The organism is Pseudenhygromyxa sp. WMMC2535 (assembly GCF_011083025.2).
In genome coordinates this window covers 5,387,651-5,411,435 of sequence record NZ_JABJWV010000001.1, presented here as the reverse complement: position 1 = coordinate 5,411,435, position 23,785 = coordinate 5,387,651, and the positions used below count along the sequence as shown (strand labels likewise).

General features: G+C 71.6%; 13 protein-coding genes. 4 read left to right on the top strand and 9 right to left on the bottom strand.

Features of this window, described 5'->3' with window-relative positions; all coding sequences use genetic code 11:
• Position 1: 1 nt before the first annotated feature.
• Complete coding sequence (locus G6O69_RS21285; protein WP_172305341.1) at positions 2-787, bottom strand: hypothetical protein; 786 nt, start codon at positions 785-787, stop codon at positions 2-4.
• Positions 788-1,140: 353 nt separating this feature from the next.
• Here G6O69_RS21285 and G6O69_RS21280 point away from each other — a divergent pair, with 353 nt between their 5' ends.
• Genes G6O69_RS21280 through G6O69_RS21270 form a run of 3 tightly spaced genes read left to right on the top strand, consistent with a single transcriptional unit; the run spans position 1,141 to position 9,964 of the window.
• Positions 1,141-3,777, top strand: coding sequence for a vWA domain-containing protein (locus G6O69_RS21280; protein WP_172305340.1), 2,637 nt, complete (start codon positions 1,141-1,143; stop codon positions 3,775-3,777).
• Between the two features lie 59 nt (positions 3,778-3,836).
• Positions 3,837-7,079, top strand: coding sequence for a tubulin-like doman-containing protein (locus G6O69_RS21275; RefSeq protein WP_172305339.1), 3,243 nt, complete (start codon positions 3,837-3,839; stop codon positions 7,077-7,079).
• Positions 7,080-7,138: 59 nt separating this feature from the next.
• Positions 7,139-9,964 (top strand): hypothetical protein, encoded by a 2,826-nt coding sequence (locus G6O69_RS21270; protein ID WP_176397004.1) that lies wholly within the window; start codon positions 7,139-7,141, stop codon positions 9,962-9,964.
• Positions 9,965-10,019: 55 nt separating this feature from the next.
• Here the strand turns inward: G6O69_RS21270 and G6O69_RS21265 are convergent, their stop codons facing one another.
• Positions 10,020-12,146 (bottom strand): hypothetical protein, encoded by a 2,127-nt coding sequence (locus G6O69_RS21265; RefSeq protein ID WP_255215839.1) that lies wholly within the window; start codon positions 12,144-12,146, stop codon positions 10,020-10,022.
• Between the two features lie 349 nt (positions 12,147-12,495).
• Here G6O69_RS21265 and G6O69_RS21260 point away from each other — a divergent pair, with 349 nt between their 5' ends.
• Entirely contained in the window at positions 12,496-14,517 is a 2,022-nt protein-coding gene (locus G6O69_RS21260) for a S8 family serine peptidase (RefSeq protein WP_172305336.1), read from the top strand.
• Positions 14,518-14,533: 16 nt separating this feature from the next.
• On the opposite strand, the gene G6O69_RS21255 is transcribed toward G6O69_RS21260, so the two are convergent.
• The 7 genes from G6O69_RS21255 to tsaE all read right to left on the bottom strand — a co-directional run bounded on the left by G6O69_RS21255 (position 14,534) and on the right by tsaE (position 23,707).
• Positions 14,534-17,167: a CHAT domain-containing protein gene (locus G6O69_RS21255; RefSeq protein ID WP_176397003.1), complete on the bottom strand. Its 2,634-nt coding sequence runs from the start codon at positions 17,165-17,167 to the stop codon at positions 14,534-14,536.
• A gap of 147 nt (positions 17,168-17,314) precedes the next feature.
• A complete protein-coding gene (locus G6O69_RS21250) occupies positions 17,315-18,313 on the bottom strand; it encodes a hypothetical protein (protein WP_172305334.1) in 999 nt (332 codons plus the stop codon).
• Positions 18,314-18,315: 2 nt separating this feature from the next.
• Entirely contained in the window at positions 18,316-19,338 is a 1,023-nt protein-coding gene (locus G6O69_RS21245; RefSeq protein ID WP_172305333.1) for a hypothetical protein, read from the bottom strand.
• 2 nt (positions 19,339-19,340) lie between these two features.
• Positions 19,341-20,351 carry a hypothetical protein gene (locus G6O69_RS21240; RefSeq protein WP_172305332.1) on the bottom strand — a complete coding sequence of 337 codons (1,011 nt, stop codon included), beginning with the start codon at positions 20,349-20,351 and terminating at the stop codon, positions 19,341-19,343.
• Between the two features lie 44 nt (positions 20,352-20,395).
• On the bottom strand, positions 20,396-22,696 hold the full coding sequence (gene rlmKL / locus G6O69_RS21235; protein WP_217909880.1) for a bifunctional 23S rRNA (guanine(2069)-N(7))-methyltransferase RlmK/23S rRNA (guanine(2445)-N(2))-methyltransferase RlmL: 2,301 nt from the start codon (positions 22,694-22,696) through the stop codon (positions 20,396-20,398).
• 69 nt (positions 22,697-22,765) lie between these two features.
• On the bottom strand, positions 22,766-22,954 hold the full coding sequence (locus G6O69_RS21230; RefSeq protein WP_172305330.1) for a hypothetical protein: 189 nt from the start codon (positions 22,952-22,954) through the stop codon (positions 22,766-22,768).
• A 228-nt stretch (positions 22,955-23,182) separates the two neighbouring features.
• Positions 23,183-23,707: a tRNA (adenosine(37)-N6)-threonylcarbamoyltransferase complex ATPase subunit type 1 TsaE gene (gene tsaE, locus G6O69_RS21225; protein ID WP_176397002.1), complete on the bottom strand. Its 525-nt coding sequence runs from the start codon at positions 23,705-23,707 to the stop codon at positions 23,183-23,185.
• Between the last annotated feature and the right edge of the window lie 78 nt (positions 23,708-23,785).

Genomic DNA, 23,785 nt, shown 5'->3' with positions numbered 1-23,785 from the left:
TTCACTGGCGCTGGCGCTCCTCGGCCGCGCTCGGGACAGCGCCATCCGAGACCAGCGCGAGCAGGCCCAGGACATCGCGCAGCGGGGTCGCGGGCCCCGGGTTGACGACCACGGCGCGCTCGTCCTCCTGCCCCCTGGTCTCGCGCGCCACACCGATGACGGTCATCGGGCGGCCGCGCTCGTCTTCTTCGAGGGCCAGGGCCGCGTCGGCGAAGTTCTTGTCGCGCAGCTGCGCCGGGACCTCGATGGTTCGCACTCGGTGACGCCCGCGCAGGAGACCGACGACGAACTGAAACACGCCGAGGTCCACGCAGGCCTGGCCGAGCAGCGCGGCGCGCAGGTGGCCCGGATAGAAGACCGTGGCGACCCCCAAGCCGACGAATTCGAAGGCCGCCTCCGGGTCCTCGATCTCCACGAGCACGTTTGGCCCGACGCGATCGCCACAGGCCCGGCGGATGGCCGCGCAGGCCAGGCGCGAGGTCGAGTCGGGGTCGTCGATGCCCGCGGGCGGGAGCACGATCACCGCCCGGGCCGCGGCCACGCGGACGTCTCGGTCGAAGCGCTCGACGAGCTCGTCGAGGGTCGAGCGGCGGTCGACGACGACGCCGCGCAGGCGCACCGGGTAATCGAGGGCCTCGAGGGCGCGCAGCTCCGCCTCCCGCTCGCCCACGCAGGTGATCTGGCGGACGCCTGCCTCGGCGACGGTGCTGGCGAGGGACTCGACGAGCCCCTTGGCCGCCATCGTCCAGTGCAGCACGACGACACCGGGCTCGTCTGGACTACTCACGCCGCGCCGACCATGCCGATCTGCCGCCTCGCCTGTCAAGCGCAGACCGAGCGATCGCGCACACCTCCCCCGCCAGGCAGGCGAACCACCGAGCTGCGCGTGACGAGGAGCCAGAGCACGCGCCCACGCAGCCCCCCAGGCTTGTTTTGCCGCATGGATTTCAGCGCAGGGATCTACGCGCGGACGGCCTGCGAGCGCCATCCGAGCCCGGCTTTCTGCCCTTGCGCGCCTGGCGAAATCGTCCGACCCTTTCTCCTGCCTGCTGCGTCGTGCGACCCCTCGCCCAACGTTCGTGCTCCTCGAGCGGCCCTCGCCGAGGGTCCGCTCCTGGCGCAATCCGACGCCCCCGCGCCATGGAGATCAAGGCACGGGGGCTCCACGCCCGCCTGGGCCTGCTCTTCGCCCTCGCCTTCCTGGCCTGCGCGGCGCTGTGGTCTCCGAGCGCGCGCGCGGAGTCCTGGGGCCAATACCTGATCGTCGTCGACGACTCGAAGAGCATGGACGGGAGCGATCCCGATCGCCTGGTGATCCTCGCGTCCATGGCCCTCGACGCGGCCCTGGGTGAGGGCGACCAGGTCATGCTCGTCGGCCTCAACGAGCTCGCCGACGGCCGCGTCGCCCACGCGCGCTTCTCCTCGCCGGAGCAGCTCCTCGACGGCGTCCTCGCCAAGCGCGACGGCCCCGAGGGCGTCGAAGAGCTCCAAGGTGAGCTCGGGGCCCACGAAGGCGGCACCCCCTGCGCCCGCGCCCTCGACCAGGCGCGGACGATCCTCGAGGAGGTGAGCGCCGCGGGGGTCCACCAGACCTTGCTGATGCTCACCGACGGCGAGTGCAACGGCGGCGCCATCGAGCCGGCGCAGCGCTGGCTCGACGGCCTGACCAGCCACCAGCGCGGCGGCTTTCGCTTCGTCCTCCTGCGCAAGCGCGAGCGCGGCAAGACCCGCGTCGACCCGACCCTGGCCGCCTACGCCACGGCCACCGGCTGGACCGCGGATCCCACGGTCTCCTTCGACGCCCGCTCGCTGCTCCACGCCTTCGTCGAGGTGCTCTCCTTCTCTCGAGACCTCCGCTACGACGACGGCCTGGGCCTCTCGCGCAGCTTCGCCGGCGCCCGCGAGGTCCGCGTGCTCGCCGTGAGCACCGACGGCGAGGCGCCCATCGACCTGCGCCTGACCGACGCGGGCATGGACAGCCGCGACGAGCCGCTCGCCGGCGGCCCCACCTTCCGCCACCAGGGCTACGGCTGGAGCCTGCGCACCGCCAAGACCGGGCCGCGGATGCTGCCCTTCTCCGTACGCTCCCCCAACGCCGGCGTCGAGGTCCTGACCATCCCCCGCTACGGCAACCTGCGCGTCGAGGCCGTGATCGGGACGTGCCCCGATGAAACCCAGGCCGGCCAGGCAGACCAGGACGAGGCTGCGGCTCGGCCCGCGCTCCCCTGGACGCACGAGCGCTCCGTGCGCTCGGGACAGCCGGCCTGCGCCTGGGCCAGGCTCGTCGGCGACGTGGGCGAGACCATCGACCCCCAGCACTCCCTGCGCTTCACCATCGAGCTGTGCGAGGACGAGGCCTGCACCAGCCCCACGGCCATGCAGCCGCACCCCGACGGCACCTTCAACGCCCAGCTCGGCGTGCTCACGAACGGCCGCCACGAGCGCACCTTCCGGGCCACGGGGGCCTCCCTCGCCCTGCCGGTGAGCGCGCGGCGGGGCGTCCAGGCCTCGGCCTTCGGGATCACTACGGTGGCCCGGGCCGACAAGCCCGACGTGCCCCTCGAAAGCATCGAGCTCGGCGTGCTCCCCCAGGCGCTGCCCACGGTGCTCACCCTTCAGGTCTCGGGCAGCTTCCCCGAGGCCGGCCAGGCCGAGGTCAGCTGCACCGTCACCGGAGACGCGGGCGCCATCGATCCCCTGGCCGGCGAGCTCCCCTGCCTGCGCTGCGTCCCCTCCCCGGCCACGGTCGACCTCCAAGATCCCTTCTCGGTCCAGGTCGAGATCCACGCGTCGAACTTCTGCCCGCTGATCAGCAGCGAGCTCAGCAGCACCAAGAGCGATCCCAATGGGGACGCCAAGGGTGATGCCAAAGAAGACGCGGGGCCGCGCGAGCTCCCCGTGGCCCTCGACCTCGTCATCGCGGGCACTGGCTCGGCCGCCGGCCTCGACCCCCGCCGGCTGCCGATCATCGCTACCTTGCGCCACGCCACGGCCGCCCCCCAGACCGCCAGCGTCACCGGCGGCGAGACGGCCCAGGCCACCTTGAGCTTCCCCGCTCCGGTCAGCGCCAAGCTCGAGCTCTCCCTCGAGCCCGACGACCCCGACGCGGTCCCCGAGGGCCTGCGCCCGACCCTCGCCGAGACCGAGCAGCAGATCCACAACGAGGGCCCCGGCGAGACCGCCAGCGTCCAGGTCGAGCTCACGGCCAGCGACTGTTGCAGCGCCGGCGACTACCCCTTCTCGCTGGTCGTCCGCGACGCCGCGGGCGGGCCCTACCTCTCCGTCCCGGTCACCATCAGCGTGGCCAAGCCGAGCTTTTGGGTCTGCCCCGGCAAGACCATCGCCAAGTGGGCGGCCCTCGCCCTGGGCGTGGGCTTTTTGATCTGGCTGGTGCGCGGCTTCACCTCGCCCGCCAAGTTCGCCAAGACGGCCGTGCTCGCCCGGGCCGAGAGCCACAACGCCCTGTCCAAGCTCGGCGAGGGCGACGAGGACTGGCGCCTGGTCCAGTCGCTCGAGCCGACCAAGCGCGGCTTCTACACCCCGGCCACCGTCCACCTCGGCGGGTCCAAGGCCGCGCTGCCCAGCCTCCGCGGGCTCCCCGACGACGCCCGCATCGAGGCCCGCGACAACGAGAACGCCACCTTGGTCGTGGAGGCCGAGGGCGTCGAGCAGTTCAGGGAGTCCACGGGCTGGCAGATCGTCCCGGTCGGCGAGCAGCCCATCGGCTCCAACGTCGTGCTCCGCCGCGACGACACCTATTTGATGTTCCGGCGCTGATCCACCCGCGCCGATCGATCACCAACCAAATACAGAAGCGACGAGAGGTCAGACAAGCGATGCCGATCAGGATCATGCCAGGTGAGGTCACCCCCACGCTCTTTGTGGGCCTCGGCGGCTCGGGGGGGCGCGCCATCGGCCGCATCGCCAAGCGCCTGCGGGCCCACGGCGACTTCGAACTCCAGTACCGCAACCTGGTCCGCTTCGTCGCCATCGACACCAACGACGCCGACCTCGCGCGGCTGCGCAAGGGCACCAGCGAGCTCGGCAAGGTCGACGAGACCGTGCTGATCAGCGACTTCGACAAGGTCGCCTACTCCAAGCTGCGCCGCGGCGAGAGCTTCGCCGACGCCGACGACTACTTCACCCAGTGGGTCCACGACTGGTACGGCTTCCGCGAGGAGAGCGGGGCCGGGGCCGGGCAGATCCGCATCGAGAGCCGGCTGAGCATGTTCCGGGCCATCGAGTCCGGCAACATGGTCCAAAAGCTCCAGGCCATCGTCCACGACCTGCGCAGCCACGCCCACGGCATGCGCCACCAGGGCGCGTCGATCCAGGTCTTCGTCTACTTCTCCGTCGCCGGCGGCACGGGCTCCGGGGGCTTCTTGCCCTTCGCCTACCTGATGCGCGACATCCTCGACGATCGCTCGGCCCGGCTGGTCGGCTTTGCGATCCTCCCCGAGGCCTTCGAGAGCGTGGTCGGCATGAACCGCGACGGCGTCTACGCCAACGGCTACGCGGCGCTCAAGGAGGCCGAGCACCTGATGAAGCTCGACACCCAGTACCCGGTGGACGAGCTCACCTTCCACTACGACCCGCGCAACAAGCACAAGGTCTCGGTCACGCGCCGGCCCTACGACCTGCTCTACGTCGTCGACCGGCCGCAGACCTTCAGCCTCGACGACGTCAGCGAGGCCCTCGCCGACGCCACCTACGTGCAGATCTTCTCGCCGATCATCGGCGACCAGCAGGCCGACTACGACAACTACACCAAGGAGAACCGGCGGCTCTTCCCCGACGCGCTGTGGGAGCGCCGCGACGGCTACTCGGCCTTCTACGGCACCTTGGGCTCGGCGGTGATGGTGCTCCCGCGCGCCGACGTGCTCGAGTACTGCGCCCGCCGCTACGCGGCCACGGCCGTGCGCCGCTACGTGCTCCTCGACGACCCCGCGCTGATCTCCGAGCAGCAGCGCGAGCAGTTCAAGCGCTTCGCCGTCGACCCCGAGGAGTTCACCCAGCTGTCCGACGACGCCAAGGCCCGGCGCATCGACGACGCCTTCACCAACAAGATCCGCCTGCTCGCCAACCAGCAGGACGTGGAGGGCGGGGTCTGGCAGCGCATGGCCCAGCTGCCCGCCATGGCCCGGGACAAGTTCGCCGCCCGCGTCGACAAGGTCCAAAGCGAGCTGCGCGACCTGACGGCCGGCGTGCGCGAGATCTCGGCGGACCGCATCCTCGACGGCTCGTGGACCCCCGCGGCCAGCCTCAACGCGCTCCAGCGCCAGATCGCCGAGGCCCGCGAGGGTATCGAGAAGCACCTCCAGCTCGAGCTCGACCGCGTGGCCGTGGGCGACTGGTGGTCCGCGTTCATGGCCCAGGCCGGGCCCGACGAGTCGCCGGAGCTCAACTTGTACGAGCAGCGCTACGTGCTCGTCGACTTCCGCGAGAGCGCCGACGGGCCGCTCGCGCCGCGGGCCATCGACGAGCTCGCCGGCCAGGTCCAGCGCCTCCAGGCCGAGAGCGACCTGGGCAGCGAGGGCCGCTTCCGCGGCGAGATGAACACCCAGGCCGGAGAGATCAAGCGCACCTACGGCGGCTGGGACAAGCTGATCACCCGCAAGGACAAGGACTTCGAGGCTGCCCGCGACCGCGCCGTCAGCCTGTTCAACGACTACGTCGACAAGATCCGCGCCGCGCTGGTCAAGGCCGCGCTGCTCGAGCTCCTCGGCGCCCTCGGCCGGGCCGCGGAGCACCTGCGCCGGACCTTCCGCGACATCGAGTCCTCGGCCGGGCGCCTGGCCCGGGACCTCGAGGAGATGGCCCGGCGCTACGAGTTCGACGGCGGCATCGACGGCCTGCGCAGCGAGGCCAACGAGTACGCCCTCGACGTCGAGCTGCTCCAGCACCCCTCGGCGCGCTCGCGCTTTTGGTCCTGGTACTACATCGATCAGATCGAGAGTCGGCCCGAGCTCCAGAGCCAGGACGCGGTGCTCGTCGCCCTGCGCGAGGCCCTGCGCCCGCGCTTCGACGACCGCGGCGGCTCGGCCCGCGCCGACGCCCGGCTCATCGTCACGGAGATCGTCGACAGCCTGGTGGCCATGGCCAAGGAGCGCCTCGGACCCGAGATCATCGGCGACGCCCGGGCCGAGGATCCCGCCCGCCGCGTGGGCCTGCGCATCGACGACGCCCTCGCCCTCGAGGCCGCCTACTACGGCCGCCAGTGCGAGGACCCGCGCGCCGACCCCCTCGACCTGCTCGGCGACCGCCCCCTCGACCCCACCGCGCTGTGGAAAGAGGAGAAGGTCCGCACCTACGCCCGGCGCAAGCTCGAGCTGGTGATCAACAAGGCCCAGCCGCTCTCGCGCTACCAACCCGAGCTGCGCGGGACGATCAAGCACCCCAACATGCTGCTCGTGGGCCTGCACGAGTCGCTGCGCAGCGGGCCCTTCCACGAGGTCTACAGCGAGGTCTCCGGCGACGAGTCGCAGGAGCTCGAGTGGTCCGACTCGCACCGGATCGTCTTTTATCGCTCGATCCTCGGCGTGCCGCTCTACTGCTTCCCGCACATCAACGAGGACATGAAGGCCGCCTACCGGCGCTTCCAGGGCCAGCGCGAGAAGGCCTGGCCGCTGCACGTCGACCACCACTGGGAGGCCCTGTCCGACCTCGACCCCGAGGATCGCCGGGCCGAGCTCGAGGCCGTCGAGGCCCAGCGGCGGATCTCCGTGGTCGGCCTCGCCCTCGGCCTCGCCCGGGGCACCGTCGCGCAGCGCGACGATCAGGTCTACGTGCTCAAGATCCGCGAGGATCGCAGCTTGGACCTCTGCCCCGGCCTGCTCGCCGCCGCCGACAAGCTCGTCGGTCTGCGCCAGGAGATGCCCGCGGTCTACGACAGCTGGGTCGCGCCCATGCTCGCCGACGTCGCCAACGTCGACGAGGCCATCCGCGCCGAGCTCAAGCAGCTCGTGCGCAGCTGGTCCGTGCGCGCCCAGGATCTCGAGCTCGACGGCAAGAGCCGCAGCGCCGAGTACCGGGAGCTCTCGGAGGCCCGCGCCATCCTCTCGAACGTGCTTGGTGACTGAGTGCTCCGCCCACGCTGCAAGCGCCCCTCGACCGAGGCGGCGCCGGGCGGGCCAGTGAGGTGCCCGCCTTGACCCCGAGCGAGACGAGCGCCCAGGGTCGAACCTCCAGGACCCTCGAGGTCCCGGCGGTGCTCGTGGGCGTGGGCGCCTTTGGTGGCCAGATCGCGCAGCGTCTGCGCAGCGAGCGAGACCAGGCCCTGACCCTCGACGGCCTCGACCCCAACGGGGACGACGGCCTGGGCCTGGTGCTCGCGCCCCTCGATGGCGTGGCCCTCGACGGTGTGCTCGACGATGTGGCGCCCGTCAGCGCCGAGGCCGCCAACGCTGACGCCGACGCCGACGCCGACGCCGACGCCGACTCGGGCGTCGACTCCCGCGATGGATCGAGCGACGGTTCCCGCCCCGATCGCCCGTCCGACAACCGCCCGGCCGACAACTCGAGCAGCAACTCCCTCGACGGCTCGGGCGGGCGTCCGACCAGCGCTCAGCAGCCCGCGCCTGGCCGTCCCTCCCGCGACTCCTCGAAGCCCCAGCGCCCCGCGAGCGCCCTCGCCGACGCAGACATCCCCGGGGTCGCCGAGCAGGTCCTCGTCGCCGTGCGCCGGGCCCTCGCGCACACGCGCATGGTCTACGTCCGCGACGCCACCGCCAGCGAGAACCAGACCCGACTGACGGTGCTGGTCTTCGCCGACCTCGGCGAGGCGGCCGTCCGCGAGGTCCTCGAGCCGCTGCTGGCGGCGATCCAGCGCAAGCTGCTCGCCGAGCTCGGCCCGATCTTCGAGGCCTTCCGCACCGGCCAGGACCGCAACGCGGTGATCCTGCCGCTGCTGACCATGCCCCACCCGCCGAGCACCCCCGAGGGCCCGGCCGTCGTCGCGGCCGTCCGCGAGCTGGTCGGCGCCGTGGCCGAGACGCCCCCGCGGCGCCGGGCGATATCACAGCTCTATCTGATCGAGGACGTCGCCGAGTTCTCCGTGCTCTCCCCCGAAGAGCTCGGCCAGTGCGTGCGCAACTTCGCGACCTTGCTGCTCTACGCCGACCTCGGCGCCGAGGGGGGCGCGGACCTGGTCGCCCGCCTGCTCCACGGCGACCAGCCCGAGGAGCCCCTGGCCACCTTCGTCTGCGCCGTGGCCGAGCTCCCGCGCACCAAGCTCGCCGCCTATGGCCGCGACCGCGTGGCCCTCGAGCTCCTCGATGCCGTGCGCGACACCCCCCGCCTCGACGCGACCTTGAGCGAGGCCGACGCCCTCGAGGAGATCGAGGCGCGCGCCTTCGACCCGGGCGACCAGGCCGAAAAAGACGTCCGCGCCGTGCTCGAGCGCTACGCCCCCAGCTTCGAGAGCGAGCCCCCGCCGCGCTGGTACGAGCCCAGCGAGCTCGTCGGCGAGCGCTACGGGCCGGACCACGGCGATCCCTCGCGCAGCGAGCCGCAGCCCCCCGCGCCCGCGCCCAGCGGCTGGCTCGAGGCCCGCATGCGCGAGATCGAGTCGACCTGGCGCCTGCTCCAGCGCAAGCGCTTCGACGACGTCGTCGCCCGGGACCGCGCGGCCGTCGAGCAGTGGCGCGACGAGCTCCTGGACAAGCTGCGCAAGCGGGTCGACCGCGAGCTGTGGACCGACCCCTCGCCCCAGAGCCTGCGCCGCACCGAGGAGCTGGTCAGCAAGCTGCGCCGCGCCTTCGCCGAGCAGCTCGACGACGCGGTCCGCGAGCGCGACGCGGCCCGCCCCGCCCCCGCCCCCGACTTCGAGGCCCTGCGCAGCGCCCACGCCCGGGCCCTCGACGCCGCCCGAGCCCGCCCCGATCCCCCGCGCATGCTGCTGTGGGGCCTGCTCACCCTCGGCGCGACGCTGCTCTTCGTCCCCTCGGTGCTGCGGATGTTCGCCGACGCCGTGGCCATGAACCCCGCGCGCTGGTACCAGCCGCTGTTCACGGAAAAAGCCTGGCTGACCAGCCTGCTCCTCGGCCTGCTTGGCATCGGCGGCTGGCTGGCCTGGGTGCTCAGCCGCGCCCACCTGCGCCTGCTCGCCGCCCTCGACGGCATGTGGGCCAGCCTCCGCGACACCCTCTCGGGCCCGCGCGGCTCGGTGCTCGAGTACTTCACCACGCGCCTGCGCCTGTCCCGAGCGATCGCGCGGGTCGAGTCTCTGCTGGCCGTGTGCGCGGCCCTCGACGCCGACGCCCAGACCCTGCTGCTGACCGACAAGGCCGCCCGCCGGGCCGCCGGAGATCTGCGCGAGCACCTGCGCGAGCTCGGCGTGCAGCCGGGGTCCAAGTCCGGCCGCGGGGACGCCCGCGAGCGCGACGACATCGGCGGCCTGCTCGGTCGCGGCGGCGAGACCCTCGTCGAGCCCTTCGTGGGCGAGCGCGGGGCCCGGGAGATCGTCGACGCCCTGCTCCCCGAGGGCCGCGAGAGCCGGATCCACGACGTCCTCGCCCGCCTCGCCGAGCACTACGGTCGCGGCGGCCGCTGGCGCGAAGAGCTGCCCTTCGCCGACCTCGAGCGCCTGCGCCGAGCCGCCGAGCGCCTCGCCGAGCCCATCGCCCGCTGGGATCCCTTCGCCGGCGTAGACCGAGCGGGCGAGACCGCCGAGCGGCTCACCGCCTTCGTCCGTCGCCAGCGGCGATCCCTGCGCGGCGCCCTCAATTTTTCGGGCTACGAGGACCTCGATCAAAGCGGCATCTCCAGGCCGCTGCGCAGCGGCGGCGAGGCCATCGTCCCCCGCCCCGCCCTGGCCATGGTCCGCGACCAGGCCGAAGCCGAGGCCGAGCAGCTGGCCCTGCGCCCGGGGATCGAACCAGACCGGGCCTACTACGCCGTGGTCGCCACGGGCATCGCGATCGCGGCCGTGGCCTCGCTGCGTCCGCGAGACGAAACCCAGGGCTGACCCTCTCGCTCGGAGAGGCAGCCAGCCCCCGACTCGGGCCCGAGAGCCCGAGAGCTCAGTGCCCCGCGGACAAGCTCAGGGCCACGTGCTCCGCGTCGGCAGTCAGCGCGTACAGGCAGCTGTTGGTCACCGTCGCCTCCAGGGCCTGACCGCGACGCGCGAGGTCGTCGTAGTGATACTGGTAGGCGTCCGGGCCGTGGACCGGGTCCCCCACGGGGCAGCAGCTGGCCGTGCAGGTCTCGCTGCCCAGGGGCGGCACGAGCCCGCTCGCGGTGACGCAGCCGTCGTCGGTCCCGGTCAAGAAGCGCGAGAAGATCGCCGGCCCGGCGTCGACCGGATCCCGCAGGCGCATGTGCATGAACGCCGGCTCCTCGACGGCGCCCGCGACCGAGCGGCTCAGACCGTAGCTGAGGTGATCGACGTAGAGGGTGCCCCCGTCGTCGAAGGTCTCGCGGGCGTGGCAGCCGTTGCAGGTGTTGAGCGAGAACACGTGGCGCGCCTCGGGGTCTGCGAGCTGGCTGCCCCAAAAGCGCCCGCGCTCCATCCCCCACCAGTTCATCGACCCGGGCAGCGAGCCCGCGGGCACCGTGGCGCTCGCGCTGACGTAGGGGTCGAAGTAGACCACCTCGCCGGCGGCGTAGGGTGAGTAGTGGGTGAAGCTCAGGTGGCCATAGGGCACGAAGCCCGCGCGGAAGGGATCGTTGGAGACCGGATGGAGCAGGTCGACGTCGTAGGTCCCCGCGAGGATGTCGGCCGCCTCGGCGTCGATGAAGTCGTCGATGGCCTGGGCCGAGGTGTAGATGTCGGGGTATTCGTAGCCAAAGGCCGGCGTCATCCGCATCGGCGCTGGCTCGAGCGCCACACCGTTGTGGACGAAGGCCCGCATATGCCACTGGAGCCCGGCGTAGTGCGGCCAGGGCAAGATCCGCGAGTTCGTGCGCAGCTGGCCCAGGGCGCTCCCGGCGACGTGCTGCGGGTTGGCCCCGGCGGCGGTCACCGGCTCGGTGATCGCCGCGAGCGCGTCGAGATAGTCCTGCGAGCCGAGCGCGAGATCGTCGAGGTCGTACCACGCCTGGGCGTAGCTGCGGATCTGGCTGCATCCGCTGCGCGGGACCTCGTACTCGAAGATCACCGTCATATCGAGGGGCGCGCAGCTGTCGGGATCGACGAGCTGAAACACGTAGCGCAGCTCCCCCGCGCCGCCGCCGTAGCTCCCGGCCTCGTGCAGGTCGACGCGGTTGACGATCGCCACCAACTGAAAGGGCGGCTGGTTCATGTCGAGCACGTCGTTGAAGGCGTAGGGATCCCCGTCGGAGCTCAGCTGCGGGAAGCGGTTCCAGACCTCGGACAGGCCCGAGACCTCGGCGCTCAGGTCGTCGCCGTTGACCACCTGAGGCACGGACCAGGTCCGCAGCCAGTCGGCCGTCCAGTCCTCCACGGCGATCCCGGCGCCCACGCTCATCTCCTCCATCAGGCGCGAGAAGCCGTGGTCGCCAAAGGCGTCGCCCGAGAACGAGCACTTGGCCCCGTCCCAGGACCACACGCCGGTGCGCTGAGTGTCGCGCGTGACCGCGAGATCGCGGATCGCCAGGGTCTTCTCGGGATCCGTGGTCGCGGCCATGGCCACGCTCGCGCCCGGACCCGAGGACACCGTCAGGCTGCTCCCCTTCAGCGCCCCGGCCAGCTCGAGGAGTTGCGCCGGGCTGACCGCCTCGCCGTCGAGGACGAAGTCCAGCGCCCCGGGATCGAAGGCCACGCGCTCGACCACGTCGCGGCCCGCGAAGCGGGTCACGCGAGGCTCGAGCTGCGCGGCGCGGTCGAGGTGACGCTGACGGCGCTCGGCCTCCGCGGCCAGGTCGTAGCCGATGAGCGCCGAGTAGATCCCGTCCTTGGGCTCGAGGTCGCCGCCCTCGCCGTCGTCGCGCAGCACGATCTTCTCGCCCTCGAGCTCGAGCGCCAAGGTGAGCGCCTCGACCTCGCCCTTGGCGTAGCGCAAGCTCAGCCTCGCGTTGGCGCTCGCCTCGTTCGAGAGGAACTCGAGCTTCGCCTCCTCGATCCTGGGCGGGTTGCGGGCGTAGCCTTGCGCGGCGCGGACGGAGCTGTCATCGAGCGCCGCAGACTCGGTCTGTGGCTCGACGCAGGCGCTCGATACCGACGAGAGCGCGATGGATGCGAGCGCCACGACGCGAGCTCGACGTGTAGACCCGAGGTCATCGAAACGTATCTTCATCGCTCCTCCCTTTGGGCCGAGCGGCCGAGACCTGACGCGGCGTTCACAGATTGATTTCGCGCCTGCCTCCGCGGCCGAGATCGGGCTCCGTCCAGCCTCTCGAGCGGGTTCGTGCCCATGGCGATGTCCACGCCCACGCTTCGCCTTTCCCGCGCGGGGCGAAGCAGCGCCAAGATCTCCCAGCCTCTGGCCACGACCACGACAGCGCGCGCGAGCGCCCTAAAAAAGATTGGTCAGATCTCGACGCCGACCCACGAATGCGACCAGGGGGTGCTCGAGCACGAGGCCCCCGAGAACGACCATGAACCACGAGCATGCATACGCCCTCGACCCCACCCGCTCCTCTTCGCCCCGGCTGCGCCTCGGCCCGCACCTGCTGTGCCTGAGCCTGGCCACGATCACCTGGCTGGGCTGCAAGGGCGACTGCGGCATCCCCGGGCTCACCGACTCGGGTGGCGACGGCAACAGCGACAGCAACGACGACGGCCAAGACGACGGTCAAGACGACGGTCCTGACCCCGCAGAGACCACCGGCGGCGAGCTCGAGCCCTGCGAGGCCCTCGCCCTCGCCGCCCCCATCGACCAGCTCTGCCCGACCGGCCGGGTGACCCGCGAGTGCTACGACGATCCAGCGAACCTCCCCTGCGGCTGGAAGCAGACCCCCCTGGGCCCGCAGCTCGGGGCTCCCTCGATCTTCGCAAAGACCTGCGTATTCGAATTCGACGAGGCCGTCGCCCTCGAGCTGTCCTGCGATCAGGCGCCGATCCCCGACAGCGCCCGAGACTGCCGCGTCGCCGTGCTCGCCCGTGGCGCCTACGGCCCCGCCTTCGAGGACTGGCTGACCCGCGACGAGAGCCTGCCCGGCCTGCCCCCCGCGAGCGCAGACGTGAGCGTGGCCATCGTCGACACCCTCGCGGCCCACGGCGACCTGATGAAGGCGATCATCGACGCCTCGCCGGATGACTGCGGCGCGCAGGCAGCCGGCGCCGCCGCGAGCTGCCAGCGTCGCGTCCAGCTCCACGCGGGGCTCAGCCAGGGCGGCGGCTGGGCGAGCGAGGTCGGCGTGGCCGTCGAGCAGGCCCGGCGCGCGTGGCAGGCCAGCGCCCCCAACTCCAAGCTCGTCATCAACCTATCCCTGGCCTGGGAGCGCTACGCGGCGGACCCCAGCGCGATCAACTCGCCGACGGTCTACCGCGCCCTGCGGCGCGCGAGCTGTGACGGCGCGCTGATCATCGCCGCGAGCGGCAACGAGTCGCCCTACGCCTGCCCGCGCGGGCCGATGGAGCCGGCCGTGTGGGAGACCCTGGCCCGACCGACGCAGCAGGAGTGCGTCGCCGAGTTCGGCGCCCAGAGCTTCGACGCGGGGCACTTCGGCGGACGCTGGCTGGCCTGCGGCGCGAACGAGTACTGCCCCCTGGTCCACTCGATCGGGGCCGTCGACGAGCTCGACGACGACCTCGCCAATTACCGCGAGGGCTCGCGGCCGCGCCTGGCCACCCTCGGCTTCTCGGCCCAGGTCGACAGCGACGGGCCGATGTCCGGCACCTCCGTGTCCGCGGCGATCGCCTCCGGGGCGGCGGCGCGGCTGTGGTCCCACGCGCCCAACCTCTCGGGGGACGCGATCATGCAGGCGCTGTGGTCGACGGGCCGCCCACGCTCGGGCCAGCTCGCCGACGTGTCGATCGGCGCCGCCCAGGGGCAGGCCTCCGCGCCCACCCAAAACGTGCTCGAGCCCTGCCTCGCGCTGCAGGAGCTGGTCGCCCCCAACCTCGACTGCGCGGGGCCCCTGAGCTGGGCGCCGCAGACCCCGGTCGCCGCGTCCAGCCCCGGCCGCGCGGTAGCGATCAGCGAGCCCCCGCCCGCCGAGACCTGCCCGAGCAGCTGCAACAGCCTCCAGACCATCGAGAACCCCGCGGTGCTCGGCTCCGGCGCCCCCGATCCCTGGGCCGGCCCGCAGCCCTCCGGCTACCCCTGCCCGCCCTGCAAGATCAAGAAGGTCATGGGCCAGACCGGCGCCAGCCCCAGCGACGCCGCCGCCTACCTGGAGCTCGACCTCGACCCCAGCCTCAGCGCCCAGGACATCACCGGCGTGATCATCACGCTCTGGGACGCCGACGGCACCCGCGAGGATCACCTCTACACGCCCCAGGAGCTCGGCGATCCAGCCAGCGGGGACGCGTGGACCGGCGAGGCCATCGAGCTCGAGGACGCCGCGCTCTATGCCGTCGACGACGCCAGCGGCTCACAGCACGCGCCCACGCGCGCGTGGGTCGAGGTGATCTTCCCGACCCACTCCGAGGGCAACGAGCTGATCTTGGAGTGACGGCCCAACGCCGCGCTCAGCGGACCCACGCGCGCCAGGCCGCGAAGGCCGGGTCCCTGCGCTGGATCTCGGTGAGCGCGGCCTGCCACTGCGCCGAGCCGGGGACGCGCGCCCGCGGGAGCTCGGCGTAGAGCGCCTCGGCGAAGCGCCGCGCGACCTGGTCGTCGACGGGCTGATCCGGGGCGATCACGACCTCGGCGCCCGCGAGCAAGAAGGCGAAGGCCATGTTCATGCCGCCGTCGATGGTGTCGAGGTCGCTCGTCCCCGTATCGCAGGCGCCGAGCACCACGTAGCGCGGCGCCCGTTGGCCGGCGATCAGCACCCGGGGCTCGAGGCCGCTGGCCCGCGCCAGCCCGCTGTCCCAGCCAGAGATCCCCGCGCGACGGCCGTGGCCGGCGTAGTGCAGCAAGGTCGGCGGGTCGGCCTCGACGGGAGACCAGCGCTGGCCCAGGCTCCAGCCGCGCGCCTCGAGCAGGCCGGCCACCGCCTCGGTCTCGGCGTCGACCTCCGCGAGGTCGTCCCCATAGGCGAGGACCCGCGCGTCCATGGCCGGGCCCGCTTCTTCGCCCAGCTCTGCGGCTCCCCGCGCCGCGCCCAGGGCCACGCTGTAGCGGACGCGCGGGGCCTGTGGGCTGCGCATGCGCGGGAGATCGTGAACGTCGATGGCCGCGAGCCGACCCACCGGCACGACGGTGAGCTGGGTGAGCCCCGAGAGCAGGCCCGCGGCGTCGAGCTGCGCGAGGCCACGCTCGACGAGGGCGTCTTCGAGGGCCCCCGAGGCATCGAGGTGCTCGACGACCGCCTGCTCTCCCCGAGCGAAGGCAAGCCACCAACCGGACGCCTCCGCGTCGGGGTACATGGTCAGCAGCCCCTCGCGCGGCCCACGGGGCAGCGCCAGGGCGCAGCGCCAGCTCGGCGGGTCACGCTCGAGCACGGCCAGGGCCTCGCGCAGGAGCTCGGTGCGCTCGCCCTGGAGGCGCTCGAGCTGCGCGTCGATCGTCTCCAGCTCGGCCACGCTCGCCCCACGGCGCGTGACGAGGGCCTCGGACACGACCTCCCCCAGCTCGTGATAGCGCCCGAGCAGCTCGAGATAGCGGGGGTCATCGAGGGCGCGCCCGGGCCTGGCGATCAGCGCTCGCGCGTGCCGGGCCCGGGCCGCGAGGATCGTACACAGCGCGTCCTCGGGGCGCTCGAGCTCGGCGAGCAGGGCGACGTGGCGCGCCCTCGCCCGGCTCAGCGCCGTGGTGAAGCTCGTCCGCAGCCCGTCGGCGGGCAGCTGGAGCGCGAGCTCGTCGGCGAGGGTCTCCGCGCGATCGTAGACCGCGAGCGCGGCCTGGCGATCCCCGCTGCGCCGCTCGAGCTCCGCCCGCTCGCCGAGCAGCTCGAGCACGAACTCCCGGGCGCCGCCGAGCTCGGCGAGGCGCTCGGCGGCCTCGAGACGCGCCCGCGCCCGCGCGAGCGCCCCCTGGCCGAGCTCGACGCGGCACCAGCTCAGCTCGTAGTAGAGCTGATCTCGCAGGTCCAGGGCCGCCGGCTCGACCTCGGCCAGCGTCCGCTCGGCGGCCTCGAGCTCGCCCGACTGGATCAGCGCCGCCGCGAGGTTGACCTGGGCCTTGGGCCGCAGCGGCGAGTCCTCGCCGAGCGCGGCGAGGAGCGCTCGAAGCCTCGGCGTGGGATCTGGCGCGGCGACGTCGTGCTCGCGGCGCAGATAGTCGACCCAGGCGGCGTTGAGCGCCAGCAGCTCGCGCTCCGACGAGGGCAGCGCCTCGCTGCGCCGAGCGAGCGCCGCCGCGTCGGCGAAGCGCCCGAGGCGAGTCAGCAGCACGGCGCGCAAGCTGATCGCCGCGCCGAGATAGCCCGGCTCCCCCACGTCCTCGGCGAGCGCGACCACCCCTGCGTAGCGATCGAGGGCCTCGTCCAGCGCGCCGAGCTTCTCCGCGCGGATGCCCTCGAAGTAGTCGTGGAGCAGCCGGCCCTCGAGGTCGCGGGGATCGTGGCGCAAGCTCGCCTGGGTCGCCGCCGCGCGGGCGAGCTCGAAGCCCTCGAGCTGCGCAAAGAGCTCGAGGGCCGCGACGCTGCGGTCCACGCAGGCCACCTCCCCCCGGGCGCCGGCAACCAGGCGCTGCACGGCCAGGCCCGCGCCCGGCCACCGCGCCTCCAGACTCGCCAGCCAGCCCGCGTGTACGCGCACCGCAAGCCTGGCGAGCGGCCCCTCGCCCAGCTCCGCCAGCCCACACGCGAGGAGCTCGTGCCACGGTTCCTCGAGCCCCGCCATGCTGACCGCTGGCTCGAGCGCGAGACGAAAGCGTGCCCCCCCGGCGTGACGAAGCTCGAGCTCCCCCACCGTGGCCGCTGACAGCTCGAAGAGCGCCCCCTCCGAGTCGACCCGCGGCGTGTGCACATCGCCCGGAACTTCGCCATCGAGGCGCAGCTCGAAGTCCTCTGCACCCCACCGGCCCGGCACCCATAGCCGCGTCGTGACGGGGAAGGTGCTCTCCCTCGCGCAGCGGGGCCGCAGGCTGCCCACATAGAGCTCCCTGCACCCCGCCACGGAGACGGAGAGCTCGGGGGCCGAGTCCTGCGCTGGCGCCTGGGAGACTCCAGACTCGCAGCCCCCAGCTGGGCCCAGAGCGACCAGGACCGAAGCCAAGACCGAAGCCGAGCTCAGCGCTGACGCCAACCAGCCCCACCTCTGGCGCGCGCCCCCCTTCATGCGCGGAGTATCTCCCGCGAGCGCGCGCGTCAGCAAGCTCCGAGCATCGCGCGCGTCGAGGACACACGGCCAGGACCAGGTGGCTCAGCCCTTCAGCAGCTCGGCCACCGTCCGGGCCACCAGCATCTTTCCTGCCCAGGCCTGTAGCTCCGCCATGCTCCCGGCCTCGATCACCGCGGCCTCCTCCTCGCTCGGCTCGAGCCCGCGGGACGCCAAGAACGCCCGCAGCAGCCGCACCATCCCTCGCCGACCAACCTCGAGTCCCTCTTCACGACCGAGGTCCAGCCCGACCTCGAGCCCTTCTTTTCGCCCGACCTCGATCCCCTCTTCGAGCCCGACATTGAAAGTTCCACATTCTCGCTCCAACTGACTCAGCTGCATCTCGTCCTCCTCGGGCAACGCCCGGATCATCGCTTCGCGGTCCGCCTTCGGCAGCCCCGCCAACACCGTCGCAGTATAGCGCTGTCGTTTTTCTTCAGGCTGCCGCCGCGCCACCGCCAAGGCGATCCTCGCCGCCTCCCGGTCGCCTCGATGGCCATGCACCACGCCAGACAAAATCGCGTCTACAGGCCTCTCCAGCCCCTCTTCCAGCGATTCCACCCGCTTCACTACGCGGTGGTCGAACACGTAGGGGTGCACGCACAGCGCCGTCCCGACCTTCCAACTGGCCAGCTTTTGGGCCACCCGATCTTTCAAGCAGAGGATCCCCAAATGCACGGGCAGACCGTGACGATCCACCACCAACCCCAGGTACGCAGCCAGGCGCTCCTGCTTCTTGGGGTCGTCGTCCAGCTGCACCTCGATCAAGATCGCCAGCCCTCCCTTCGGATCGTCCGGGTCTCTGGCCACCAGCAGCGCATCCACGCTCCGCCCTCGCATCTTCAACACCTGCTCCGCGTCCGCCGCGAAGCTCGCGTGCCGATCCTCGAGCAGCTCCGGCGCCCGCGTGAGCACCTGCCCATCGCAGCGCTCGACCAGGCGGACCGCCAAGCCCGGATCATCCAAGAAGAGCGCGACCAGGCCCTCGTGCAATGTACTCAACATGCCAAGGGCCTCTTCGGCCCTGGCAAGCGACGCGTGCACGACTATTGCGTCAGCAGCTCGGCCACCGTCCGGGCCACCAGCATCTTTCCCGCCCAGGCCTGTAGCTCCGCCATGGTCCCGGCTTCGATCACCGCGGCCTCTTCCTCGCTCGGCTCGAGCCCGCGGGACGCCAAGAACGCCCGCAGCAGCCGCACCATCCCTCGCCGACCAACCTCGAGTCCCTCTTCACGACCAACCTCGAGTCCCTCTTCACGACCGAGGTCCAGCCCGACCTCGAGCCCTTCTTTTCGCCCGACCTCGATCCCCTCTTCGAGCCCGACATTGAAAGTTCCACATTCTCGCTCCAACTGACTCAGCTGCATCTCGTCCTCCTCGGGCAACGCCCGGATCATCGCTTCGCGGTCCGCCTTCGGCAGCCCCGCCAACACCGTCGCAGTATAGCGCTGTCGTTTTCCTTCAGGCTGCCGCCGCGCCACCGCCAAGGCGATCCTCGCCGCCTCCCGGTCGCCACGATGGCCATGCACCACGCCAGACAAAATCGCGTCTACAGGCCTCTCCAGCCCCTCTTCCAGCGATTCCACCCGCTTCACCACGCGGTGGTCGAACACGTAGGGGTGCACGCACAGCGCCGTCCCGACCTTCCAACTGGCCAGCTTTTGGGCCACCCGATCTTTCAAGCAGAGGATCCCCAAATGCACGGGCAGACCGTGACGATCCACCACCAACCCCAGGTACGCAGCCAGGCGCTCCTGCTTCTTGGGGTCGTCGTCCAGCTGCACCTCGATCAAGATCGCCAGCCCTCCCTTCGGATCGTCCGGGTCTCTGGCCACCAGCAGCGCATCCACGCTCCGCCCTCGCATCTTCAACACCTGCTCCGCGTCCGCCGCGAAGCTCGCGTGCCGATCCTCGAGCAGCTCCGGCGCCCGCGTGAGCACCTGCCCATCGCAGCGCTCGACCAGGCGGACCGCCAAGCCCGGATCATCCAAGAAGAGCGCGACCAGGCCTTCGTGCAATGTACTCAACATGCCAAGGGCCTCTTCGGCCCTGGCAAGCGACGCGTGCACGACTATTGCGTCAGCAGCTCGGCCACCGTCCGGGCCACCAGCATCTTTCCCGCCCAGGCCTGTAGCTCCGCCATGGTCCCGGCCTCGATCACCGCGGTCTCTTCCTCGCTCGGCTCGAGCCCGCGGGACGCCAGAAACGCCCGCAGCAGCCGCACCATCCCTCGCCTCCCCTCTTCACGACCAACCTCGAGTCCCTCTTCACGACCGAGGTCCAGCCCGACCTCGAGCCCTTCTTTTCGCCCAACCTCGATCCCTTCTTCGAGCCCGACATTGAAAGTTCCACATTCTCGCTCCAACTGACTCAGCTGCATCTCGTCCTCCTCGGGCAACGCCCGGATCATCGCTTCGCGGTCCGCCTTCGGCAGCCCCGCCAACACCGTCGCAGTATAGCGCTGTCGTTTTTCTTCAGGCTGCCGCCGCGCCACCGCCAAGGCGATCCTCGCCGCCTCCCGGTCGCCACGATGGCCATGCACCACGCCAGACAAAATCGCGTCTACAGGCCTCTCCAGCCCCTCTTCCAGCGATTCCACCCGCTTCACCACGCGGTGGTCGAACACGTAGGGGTGCACGCACAGCGCCGTCCCTACCTTCCAACTGGCCAGCTTCCGGGCCACCCGATCTTTCAAGCAGAGGATCCCCAAATGCACGGGCAGACCGTGACGATCCACCACCAACCCCAGGTACGCAGCCAGTCGCTCCTGCTTCTTGGGGTCGTCGTCCAGCTGCACCTCGATCAAGATCGCCAGCCCTCCCTTCGGATCGTCCGGATCTCTGGCCACCAGCAGCGCATCCACGCTCCGCCCCCGCATCTTCAACACCTGCTCCGCGTCCGCCGCGAAGCTCGCGTGCCGATCCTCGAGCAGCTCCGGCGCCCGCGTGAGCACCTGCCCATCGCAGCGCTCGACCAGGCGGACCGCCAAGCCCGGATCATCCAAGAAGAGCGCGACCAGGCCCTCGTGCAGCGTGCTCAACATGCCGAAGTTCTCTTCGGCCCCCGCGAGCGACGCGTGCACGAGCGGCAGATCAATTTTCGAGCGCGCCTGTCCCGGCGCGCCGCTCAGCCTCGGCGGATGATCCAGGCCCGGTGCACCCCCGGCCGACGCGCAAAGTCCGGAGGCACGCTGGCCGAGTGCGGCTCGGCGACCAGGCCCCCGAGCGCGTCCTCATCGAGTTCGAAGCGCCGCTTGTTGGTGCTGAAGATCAGCACGCCATCATCCTCGAGCAGCCTCGCGCACGCGCGGATCAGCTCGATGTGATCACGCTGCACGTCGAGGGTGCGATCCATCCGCTTGGAGTTGGAGAAGCTCGGCGGATCACAGATGATCAGCCCCCAGCGCCGCTTTTGCTGCTCGAGCCACTCGAGGACGTCGGCACGGATCAGCTCGTGGCGACCCTTGCGACCGGCGCGCGCGAGCTCGTCCTCGTCGGGGCCGGCGGACGAGAACCCGTTGAGCGCGAGGTTGCGCTTGGCCCACTCGAGGTAGTTGCGCGACAGATCCACGCTGGTGGTCTCGCGCGCGCCGCCCAGGGCAGCGTGCACGGTGATCGCCCCGGTGTAGGCGAACAAGTTGAGCACCCGCCGGCCGGCGGCCAGGCTGTCCTCGGCGCTCAGCGACATCCGCAGCGGCCGGTGATCCAGGAACAGGCCGGTGTCGAGATAGTCCTCGAAGTTGACCAGTAGCCGCGCAGAGCCCTCGGCGACGACGCGCTCGCGCCCGTCCTCGCCGCGTTTTTCGTACTGCTTGCGCCCGCTTTGTCGCTCGCGCCGCAGCAGGTGGACCTGCTCCCGGGGGAGCTCGAGGTCCTCGCGGATCACCGCCAGCAGCTCGCCCCGACGCTTGCGCGCGGCCTGCTGATCCACCTCCTTGGGCGGCGCGTACTCCTGGACGTAGGCGTGCAGCGGCCCGGGCGAGCCGTCGCGGCGCAGGGTCTGGTAGAGGTCGAGGGCGACGTTGTACTCGGGGATGTCCGCGTCGTAGAGCCGATAGCAGCTCACGCCCTCGCGGCGCAGCCACTTGCCGAGCTTCTTGCGGTTCTTCACCAGGCGGTTGGCGAAGGCCTGGGCGCCCTCGCTGCGCGGCCGCGGCTCAGCGCCGCCGGCGGCCGAGCGCGGCGAGCCGTCGCCGCCGCCCTGGCTGGGCGCCTCCACGCGCATGCGCAGGATCTGGCAGGCGATCGGCCCGTCGTGCAGGACGTTGCGGCGATCGGCGTGGATGCCGAGGTAGCGGCCCAGCCCGGGGTCGCCGGTGAGCAGCGCGGCCTCCCAACCCACGAAGCGGGCGCGCAGCTGAGCACCGAGCGCGGCGTAGAGCCGCTCGAGCTCCCGGCGTCGACCCAGGCGCTCGCCCCAGGGCGGGTTGCAGACCACGAGGCCAGGGCCGCCCAGCGCGTGGGCGTCGATCTGCGCCAGGGCGCGGCGCTCGATGTGGATGCGCCCGTGCAGCCCGGCCGCCTCGACGCAGGCCAGCGCTGCGCGGACCGAGGCGGGCTCGGCGTCGAAGCCGACGAAGCGCCAGCGCGAGAGCGCCTCCATCCCAGCGTCGCGGCGCGCACGAGCCTCGGCGAGGAGCGCCTCCCAGTGCGAGGGGGCCTCGCCGCGCGCGTAGCCCAGCCAGCCCTCGAAGCCCCAGCGATCGCGCGAGAGCCCGGGGGCCAGATCCGCGGCCATGCTGGCCGCCTCGATCAGCAAGGTGCCGGAGCCGCACATGGGATCCACGCACGGTCGCGGCGCATCTTCGGCGCCCATCCAGCCAGCGCGAGCGAGCACCGCCGCGGCCAGGTTCTCGCGCAAGGGCGCGGCCACCGAGGCCACGCGGTAGCCGCGACGGTGCAGGCCCTCGCCCGAGAGATCCACGCTCAAGGTCGCCTGCTCACCGCGCAGGTGCAGGTGCAGGCGCAGGTCCGGCTGATCTCGATCGATGTCGGGGCGCTCGCCCCAGCGCGTGCGCAGCTGGTCGACGATGGCGTCCTTGACCCGCAAGGCCGCGAAGTGCGTGTTGTCGATGGCCCTGCCCGTGGGCCGACCGCCGGCGGAGATCGCCAAGCTGGCGTCCCGCGGCAGGTGTTGCTCCCAGTCGATCTCGCGGGCGCCGCGATAGAGCGCGTCGGCGTCCGTGGCATCCAAGGTCGCGATCTCGGCGAGCACTCGCCCGGCGATGCGCGACCACAGACAAACCCGACAGCCGAGCTCGAGGGGGGCCTCGAAGCCCACCCCGCCGCCGCGGACCTGAAACTCGGCCTGAAACCCAGACAGCGCGGTGGCCTGCTGTCCTGGGGTCACCGCGGCGAAGATGCGCGCGAGCTCCTCGGCGAGGAGGTCTTCGGCGCCGCGGGGCGCGGTGACGTGAAAACGGAGCATGGGCATATATTAAACGACGCGCGCGGGCTCTCGCCCGCGCGCGTGAGAGCTTGAGAAAAGAGTTGGAGACTACAGGTCGTGGGGGCGAACGGTGCTGCGACCGTTGGAGGTGCAGCGCTGGATCGCGGCCTGGAGCATCTCGTGGACCTTCTCGGAGACGGCCGAGACGAGCTCTCCGTCGCTGCGCAGGCCGGCCTCGCGGACGACATCCTTGACCTTCGAGCCGACGACGACGATTTCCTTGGATTTGTTGGCCATGACGGGACCTCTCGTATGCTTTTGGGCGTGCAGGTGGGCGATTTCAGGGGTTCTGGCGGCCGAGCCCACGTCCGCCGAGGGCGCACGATAACGGGACTCCGCGGCCTTGCAAAGCCCATATCGGCCGATTGTAGGGGTCTAGCAGGGATCCAGAGGCGATCTCGCCTGATCCTGGGGACACCATCCGGGGTCCACGGCGAGCCCCTCGCGCGCATCAAAATATTGGAATCACTGTATTTTTTCTGAAATGGGGGCGGCCGACGCCTGCCACCGGGGGCCCTGACCAGTGACCCGCACACGCCGCGTATGCTCACTGCCCGAGACCCGCTCAACCTCAATTGAGAGGTGTTCTGCTGGGGGCTCAGCCCACAATTCGGACCACTCGACCACCAGCACGCGGCCCGGACCGGGGAGCTCGTCGTGCTCCAGGCCCAGGGCCTCGAAGGCCCCGCCGAGGGCTCCGTCGCTCAGCGGCCCCTGCTGCTCGCCGAGGCGAAAGAGATCCACGTGCACGAGGCCGAGGCCCTCGGGCGCCGCGCGGTGGACCATGCAGATCGTGTAGGTCGGGCTGCATACCCGCTCGGGGCGAGCCACGCCGAGCCCCTCGGCGAGGGCGCGGGTGAAGGTTGTCTTGCCGGTGCCCATGGCGCCGCGCAGCAGCAGCACGTCACCGCCGCGCAGCTGGCCGCCGAGCGTTCGCGCCCATGCGCGCAGCTGCGCCTCATCGAGGTCGGCGTCGAGTTCGAAGCTCACGGCGCGCGACGATAGCAGCCAGACCGGCCACGCGGTCGGTGAGCGCGTGATTGCACCGAGCGCGCGGCCGGTGGTACG

Bases quoted from the DNA above. Each gene is read 5' to 3' on its own strand.
- rlmKL (WP_217909880.1), bottom strand. From the start codon at position 22,696: ATGCTCCGTTTTCACGTCACCGCGCCCCGCGGCGCCGAAGACCTCCTC.
- G6O69_RS21230 (WP_172305330.1), bottom strand. From the start codon at position 22,954: ATGGCCAACAAATCCAAGGAAATCGTCGTCGTCGGCTCGAAGGTCAAG.
- G6O69_RS21260 (WP_172305336.1), top strand. From the start codon at position 12,496: ATGAACCACGAGCATGCATACGCCCTCGACCCCACCCGCTCCTCTTCG.
- G6O69_RS21275 (WP_172305339.1), top strand. From the start codon at position 3,837: ATGCCGATCAGGATCATGCCAGGTGAGGTCACCCCCACGCTCTTTGTG.
- G6O69_RS21280 (WP_172305340.1), top strand. From the start codon at position 1,141: ATGGAGATCAAGGCACGGGGGCTCCACGCCCGCCTGGGCCTGCTCTTC.